Source organism: Agrobacterium sp. DKPNP3 (genome assembly GCF_052686535.1).
The window spans coordinates 1-6,756 of sequence record NZ_JBQYSN010000153.1; the positions used below are offsets into that span (position 1 = coordinate 1).

Below are 6,756 nucleotides of genomic sequence, written 5' to 3' on the forward strand. Positions count from 1 at the left end.
CGGCGCCAAAAATGAAGACGGCGGGCTGCTGCTCAGCTTCGCCCTTCAGCCTTGCCTCAAGCGCCGCCGCGATCTCCGTCGTGACCCGCCGGAAGCGGATGAGGGTGCGGCCGCCGCAGCATTGGCCGATTTCCGGGCCGAGCGGGATATCCATGCGATCCTCGGCAGCACCTGTTCGCAGCATGGCGCGAGCATGGTCTATCGCCATATATTCGAACTGGCCGCCGCCGATGGTTTCCCAGATGGTCTCCCGACTGACCAGCATGAAGGTGCCAGCCTCGCGCGGCGACGAGCCTTTCACGGCTTCGATTTCCACGAGTATTGTGGGGGTGGAGCGGGCGAGGAAAGAGGGCAAGGAGGTGTCAGGCATGGGTGCTGGCCCCCTCATCCGGCGCTGCGCGCCACCTTCTCCCCGGCGGGAAGAAGAAACCCGGGGCGCTGGCTCCATCCACCTTACGTGCTTGCAGGAAGGGTGAGGCGGCGCGGCACATTTCTTCTCCCCGCCGGGAAGAAGGTGGCCCGAAGGGTCGGATGAGGGGGCTCGGCCGCATGGATACGCCCTCCCTCAAACCTTTTTCAACCGTTCCACCGCCATCAGCACCCGCTCCGGCGTCGCTGGCGCGTCAAGCCGCGGACAAACCTTGTAATCGGCCACGGAAGCGACGGCCATGGACAGCGCTTCGAGAACCGAGATGGCCAGCATGAAGGGCGGTTCGCCCACGGCCTTGGAGCGGCCGATGGTGGGTTCGGCATTTTCCGACCATTCCGCCAGCCTGACGTTGAAGCTCTTCGGCCGGTCGGAGGCGAGTGGGATTTTGTAGGTGGAAGGTGCGTGGGTGCGCAGCCGCCCCTTGCCGTCCCACCACAATTCCTCCGTGGTCAGCCAGCCCATGCCCTGCACGAAGGCGCCTTCGATCTGGCCGATATCGATGGCTGGATTGAGCGATTTGCCCACATCGTGGAGGATATCGGTGCGTTCCATCAGGTATTCGCCGGTCAGCGTATCGATCGATACTTCCGAGCACGCCGCGCCATAGGCGAAATAATAAAACGGCGTGCCGCGCCCCGCGGCGCGGTCCCAGTGGATTTTCGGCGTCTTGTAAAAACCGGCGGCGGAAAGCTGCACGCGGGCAAAATAGGCTTTTTTGATGAAATCGTTGAAGGCGATTTCCTCAAGGCCGATGCGAACGCGGTTCGGCAGGAAGACGACGTCCTCTTCCGGTACGTTCCAGTTCTCGGCGGCGAATTTGATCAGCCGTTCGCGGATCTGGCGGGCGGCGTCATAGGCGGCCATGCCGTTAAGGTCGGTGCCAGAGGAGGCGGCGGTGGCTGACGTGTTCGGCACCTTGCCTGTGGTGGTGGCTGTTATTTTCACCCTGTTGATATCCACCTGGAAGGCATCGGCCACCACCTGCGCCACCTTGGTGTAAAGGCCCTGGCCCATTTCGGTGCCGCCATGGTTCAGATGGATGGAGCCGTCATTATAGATATGCACCAGCGCGCCCGCCTGGTTGAAGGCGGTCATGGTGAAGGAGATGCCGAATTTGACAGGGGTGAGCGCGATGCCCTTGCGGATGATCGGGCTCGTCTTGTTGAACGCGGTAATGGCTTCACGTCGTGCGCGATAGTCGCTTGACGTCTCCAGCTCTTCGACGACGCGGGCGATGATGTTGTCCTCGACTTCCTGATGATAGGGCGTCGTGGTGCGGCCGGAACCGGTCTCGCCGTAGAAATTCAGCTTGCGGATATCGAGCGGGTCCTTGCCGACGGCATAGGCGATTTCTTCGATGAACCGTTCCGCCCCCAGCATGCCCTGCGGGCCGCCAAAACCGCGAAAAGCGGTGTTTGAGACCGTGTGGGTTTTGAGCGGTCGCGAGGTAAGATGCACATGCGGGTAGAAATAGCTGGAATCCGCATGGAACAGCGCGCGGTCGGTGACCGGCCCGGATAGATCGGAGGAAAAACCGCAGCGGGCGGCATAGGTGGCATCGACGGCGTGGATGCGGCCTTCGTCATCGAAGCCCAGTTCGTAATCGACGCGGAAATCATGGCGCTTGCCTGTCGCCGTCATGTCCTCGTCGCGGTCCGGGCGGATTTTCACGGCCCGGTTCAGCTTCTTCGCGGCGATGGCGCAGAGGGCGGCGAACTGGTTCCCTTGAGTTTCCTTGCCGCCAAAACCGCCGCCCATGCGGCGGACCTGCACGGTGACGGCATTGGACGGCACCTGCAGGATGTGGCTGACGATGTGCTGGATTTCACTCGGATGCTGGGTGGAGCTCCAGACCGTCACATCGTCGTCTTCACCCGGCACCGCCATGGCGATATGGCCTTCGAGGTAAAAATGTTCCTGTCCGCCAATGCGCATCGTGCCGGTAAGGCGGCGGGGTGTGACATCCATTTCCAGCTTCGCATCGCCGCGTTTCAACGTCATTGGATCGATGACGAGCGCGCCGCCATTTTCAATCGCTGTGTCGATATCGGTGAAATGCGGCAGATCCTTGTAAGTAATCTTCGCCTTGCGAGCCGCCTTGCGGGCGATATCGCGGGTTTCGGCAAAGACTGCGAAGATCGGCTGTCCGTGGAACTCGACCTTTGTCTCGGCCAGCAAAGGTTCGTCGTGACGGCCGCCGGAAGAGACGTCGTTTTCGCCGGGCACGTCCTTACCGGTCATGACCCAGAGCACGCCCGGTGTGGCTTCCACCTCGGACAGGTCCATTGAGAGGATTTCCGCATGGGCGCGGTCGGCAAGGCCGAGTGCACCGTGGATCAGTCCGGCGGGTTCGGGAATGTCATCGATATATTCGGCGCTGCCGGTGACATGCTTGTGAGCGGAATCGTGCCGGAGCGAGGTGTGCATCGGGCTATCGATTTCCGTCTTGGTCTTGTCGAAGCTCGTCGTGTCCATGTTCACGCCTCCTCCAGCGAGAAGCGGGCAAGTTCCTGCTTTTCCCCTGATGTCTCGAGGAAAAACCGTGTCAGCAAATTCTTGGCCGTGAGTTGCCGATATTCGGCCGTCGCACGCCAGTCGGTCAACGGTGTAAAATCCTCGTCCAGCACGTCGCGCGCGGCATCGATTGTGTCTTGGCTCCACGCTTTACCGAGAAGCGCCGCCTCCAGATGCGCGGCCCGTTTCGGCGTGCCGGCCATGCCGCCGAAGGCGATGCGGATGTCTTCAACGACGCCCTCAGCATCAAGCGTCAGATGGAAAGCCCCACAGAGCGCAGAAATATCCTCGTCGCGACGTTTGGAAATCTTGTAGACGGCGTAATGGCTTTCCGGCTTCTGGAACGGAATGAAAAGCTTTTCGACGAATTCGCCGCTCAGCCGGTCCTGCTTGCCGTAATCGATGAAATAGCTTTCCAGCGGCAGGCTGCGATTGCCGGACGGGGAGCGCAGGGTGAGCGTGGCCCCGAGCGCGATCAGTGCCGGTGGTGTGTCGCCGATGGGCGAGCCATTGGCGATGTTGCCGCCGATCGTGCCCATATTGCGCACCTGCTCGCCGCCGAGACGGTCGAACAGCCGGGCAAGCGGCGGGAAATGCTCTGCAATGGTCTTGAAGGCTTGGCTGTAGGTGACGCCTGCGCCGAGCGTGATGCCGTCTTCGCCCACGGTGATGGTTTGCAGATCCCCGAGATTGTTGATGAAGATGACGGGGTTCAGCACCCGCATCTGCTTCGTCACCCACAGGCCGACATCTGTGGAGCCGGCAACGATGGTGGCCTTCGGCTCGGCGGCGTAAATCTCCGTCAGGTCGGAAAGCGTCGCCGGAATAATCGTGCGATCCTCACCTTTGACGACGGTAATCGTCTCGTTTTCGCGGACGGCCCAGAGCCTTGCCATGATATCCGTGCGGTCGCGTTGCAGCGGGTCGAACAGCGCGCTCGGGCGGGCGGCAGCGATTTTTTCGGCGGCTTTCACGATCGGCTCGTAACCAGTGCATCGACAGAGATTGCCTTGCAGCGCCTTTTCGATATCGGCGCGGCCGGGTTTTTCGCTTGATAGCCAGAGGCCGTAAAGCGACATGATGAAACCCGGCGTACAAAAGCCGCATTGCGAGCCGTGGAAATCCACCATGGCCTGCTGCACGGGGTGCAAGGTGCCGTCGCGCGCGGCCAGATGCTCTACCGTGACGATATGGGTGCCATGCAGCGAGCCCAGAAAACGGATACAGGCATTGACGCTTTCATACCGCAGCGATCCATCAAGCAGCCGTCCGACCAGCACGGTGCATGCGCCGCAGTCGCCTTCCGCACAGCCTTCCTTGGTCCCGGTCAGCCGCTTGCTGATGCGGAGGTAATCGAGAAGCGTGTCGGTCGGTCCGAAACCCTTAAGCGAGATGGTTTCGCTGTTGAGGATGAAGCTGATCGCGTCTTTCATGCAATGCCCTGCCGTTTTGGCCGGCTGCCAACCCGGCTTCTTGTGATTATCCTGACGTATCTATGCACGCTACTGCGCACATATCGATTTCCGTTTTCGCAATTCATTGTTTCCATAACGGAAAGAAAATCTGGTAATTATTGCGCCGTCCAGCCGCCATCCACGGAAATATGGGTGCCTGTTATGTTGCCCGCAGCGTCGCTTGCCAAGAAAAGCGCAGCGGCTGCCACGTCATCGATTGTGACGAACTGCTTGGTCGCCTGCAATTCCAGCATCACGTCGTTCTTCACCGCCTCTTCACTGATGCCGCGCACCTTGGCCATCTCAGGTATCTGTTTTTCCACCAGCGGCGTCAGCACATAACCCGGACAGATGGCGTTGACAGTGATGCCTGTCTGGGCAAGTTCCAGCGCCGCCGTCTTCGTCAGGCCCATGATGCCATGTTTGGCCGCCACATAGGCCGATTTGAAAGGCGAGGCGACAAGACCGTGGGCCGAGGAAATGTTGATGATGCGGCCTTTGCCGGCCTTCTTCATCAGCGGTATCGCAGCGCGCATCGTATGGAAGGAACTGGTCAGATTGATGGCGATGATCCAGTCCCATTTTTCCGTCGGGAATTCTTCAATGGGCGCGATGTGCTGGATGCCGGCATTGTTGATGAGCACATCCACCGAGCCGAGCTTTTCATGGGAGGAATTGATGAGGTCGGCAATTTCGTCCGGTTTCGTCATATCGGCGGGGTGGTAAAGCACGCGCCCGCCGCTTTCTGCTTCCAGCAGCAGGCGCAGTTTTTCGATTTCATCCTCGTCACCGAAGCCGTTCAGCACGATATTGGCGCCCCCCCGCGCAAATTTCTGCGCGATGCCAAGGCCGATGCCGCTTGTGGAGCCTGTCACGATAACTGTCCGATGCATGCTGTCCCCTTTTTGCATTACTTCGCACATATTTAAGCAGCCTATGCCCAAAGGGGGCGGGCTGGCAATCGCCATTTAGGATTGAGGGTGCAAGGCGCTTCGTGCGGGTGCGGTCATCGATTTTTTCGACGCGAAGCATCCAGATTTTGCGGCAGATGTTGCGTTTGTCTTCGAGCCTTTCCATGCCTATCTGTTTGGCAGGAAAACAGAGGTATCGATAATGGAACTCGGTCTTTACACATTCGCGGATGTCAATCCCAATCCCGTCGATGGCCGTGGGCCGGAAGGCGCGCGCCGCCTGCGGGAACTGCTCGAGGAAATCGAACTCGCCGACCAGGTCGGACTCGATGTGTTCGGCCTGGGTGAACATCACCGCCCCGATTATGTCGTCTCCTCCCCGTCCACAGTGCTTGCGGCGGCCGCGGTCAAGACAAAGAACATTCGCCTGACGAGTGCGGTTTCGGTGCTGAGCTCCGATGATCCGGTGCGGGTATTCCAGCAGTTCTCGACCGTCGATCTTCTCTCGAACGGTCGTGCCGAGATCATGGCCGGGCGCGGTTCCTTCATCGAGTCCTACCCGCTCTTCGGTTACGATCTCGAAGATTACGACGTTCTCTTTGCCGAAAAGCTCGATCTGCTGCTGGCGCTGCGCGAACAGGAAATCGTTACCTGGTCCGGCACCAAACATCCGGCGATCAATGGTCGTGGCGTTTATCCGCGTCCGTTACAGGAGCGTCTACCGGTGTGGATCGCGGTTGGCGGCACGCCGCAATCGGTGGCGCGCGCCGGCGCCATGGGCCTGCCGGTGGCTCTTGCCATCATCGGCGGCGAATATCGCCGGTTTGCGCCGCTGTTCGATCTCTACCATGAGGCAGCACGCCGGGCGGGGCAGGAAAAGACGAAACTGCGCACCAGCATCAACGTCCATGGCTTCATCGCTGACACCACCGACAAGGCAGCCGACCAGTTTTACGGGCCGCAGGCCGAAGTGATGAACCGCATCGGCCGCGAGCGCGGCTGGGGACCGACAAACCGGTCGCATTTCGATGCGGCGCGCGGACCGGAGGGCAATCTCTTCCTCGGCGAACCGGAACTGGTGGCGGAAAAGATCATCAAGGCGCATGGCGTCTTCAGGAATGATCGCTTCCTGTTGCAGATGGCCATCGGCCTGATGCCGCATGACCAGATCATGCGCGGCATCGAGCTTTATGGTACGAAAGTCGCTCCGATCGTCAGAAAAGAATTGACGGGGCGCGCCGATCCGGTGAAAGCCACGGCCTGATGATTACCAGGGCGGGCGTTTTCAGACCCGCCATGCAGAATAACGGACAGAGATATGGTCATTTCCACCGACGAAGAACTGGATCTGCTGAAGGATATCGGCCGCCTTTGTGCCGTGGCCATGCAGACCATGGCCGACGCGCTGGAACCGGGCATCACCACGGCCGAGCTGGATGCGATCGGC

The 6,756-nt window shown here is 60.2% G+C and carries 5 protein-coding genes and 1 pseudogene; 2 read left to right on the top strand and 4 right to left on the bottom strand.

All coding sequences use genetic code 11. The annotated features are described in order from the left end of the window. From ACUTJJ_RS24350 to ACUTJJ_RS24365, 4 genes are all read right to left on the bottom strand, one after another. The coding region (locus ACUTJJ_RS24350; RefSeq protein WP_445543706.1) for an XdhC family protein at positions 1–370 on the bottom strand (370 nt) is incomplete at its 3' end. A gap of 195 nt (positions 371–565) precedes the next feature. Beyond that, positions 566–2,905 (bottom strand): xanthine dehydrogenase molybdopterin binding subunit, encoded by a 2,340-nt coding sequence (gene xdhB, locus ACUTJJ_RS24355; protein ID WP_445543707.1) that lies wholly within the window; start codon positions 2,903–2,905, stop codon positions 566–568. Positions 2,906–2,907: 2 nt separating this feature from the next. Next, on the bottom strand, positions 2,908–4,377 hold the full coding sequence (gene xdhA, locus ACUTJJ_RS24360) for a xanthine dehydrogenase small subunit (RefSeq protein ID WP_445543708.1): 1,470 nt from the start codon (positions 4,375–4,377) through the stop codon (positions 2,908–2,910). A 137-nt stretch (positions 4,378–4,514) separates the two neighbouring features. Beyond that, positions 4,515–5,291, bottom strand: a complete 777-nt coding sequence (locus tag ACUTJJ_RS24365) for a 3-hydroxybutyrate dehydrogenase (protein ID WP_445543709.1) — start codon at positions 5,289–5,291, stop codon at positions 4,515–4,517. Between the two features lie 220 nt (positions 5,292–5,511). Between ACUTJJ_RS24365 and ACUTJJ_RS24370 the strand changes: the two genes are divergently transcribed. Further along, positions 5,512–6,573, top strand: coding sequence for an LLM class flavin-dependent oxidoreductase (locus ACUTJJ_RS24370; RefSeq protein ID WP_445543710.1), 1,062 nt, complete (start codon positions 5,512–5,514; stop codon positions 6,571–6,573). Positions 6,574–6,627: 54 nt separating this feature from the next. Further along, a pseudogene (locus ACUTJJ_RS24375) lies at positions 6,628–6,756 on the top strand (type I methionyl aminopeptidase); the annotation flags it as partial.

What these genes read in the sequence shown, in the direction of transcription:
- xdhB (WP_445543707.1), bottom strand. Translation starts at nt 2,905, where the DNA reads ATGGACACGACGAGCTTCGACAAGACCAAGACGGAAATCGATAGCCCG.
- xdhA (WP_445543708.1), bottom strand. Translation starts at nt 4,377, where the DNA reads ATGAAAGACGCGATCAGCTTCATCCTCAACAGCGAAACCATCTCGCTT.
- ACUTJJ_RS24365 (WP_445543709.1), bottom strand. Translation starts at nt 5,291, where the DNA reads ATGCATCGGACAGTTATCGTGACAGGCTCCACAAGCGGCATCGGCCTT.
- ACUTJJ_RS24370 (WP_445543710.1), top strand. Translation starts at nt 5,512, where the DNA reads ATGGAACTCGGTCTTTACACATTCGCGGATGTCAATCCCAATCCCGTC.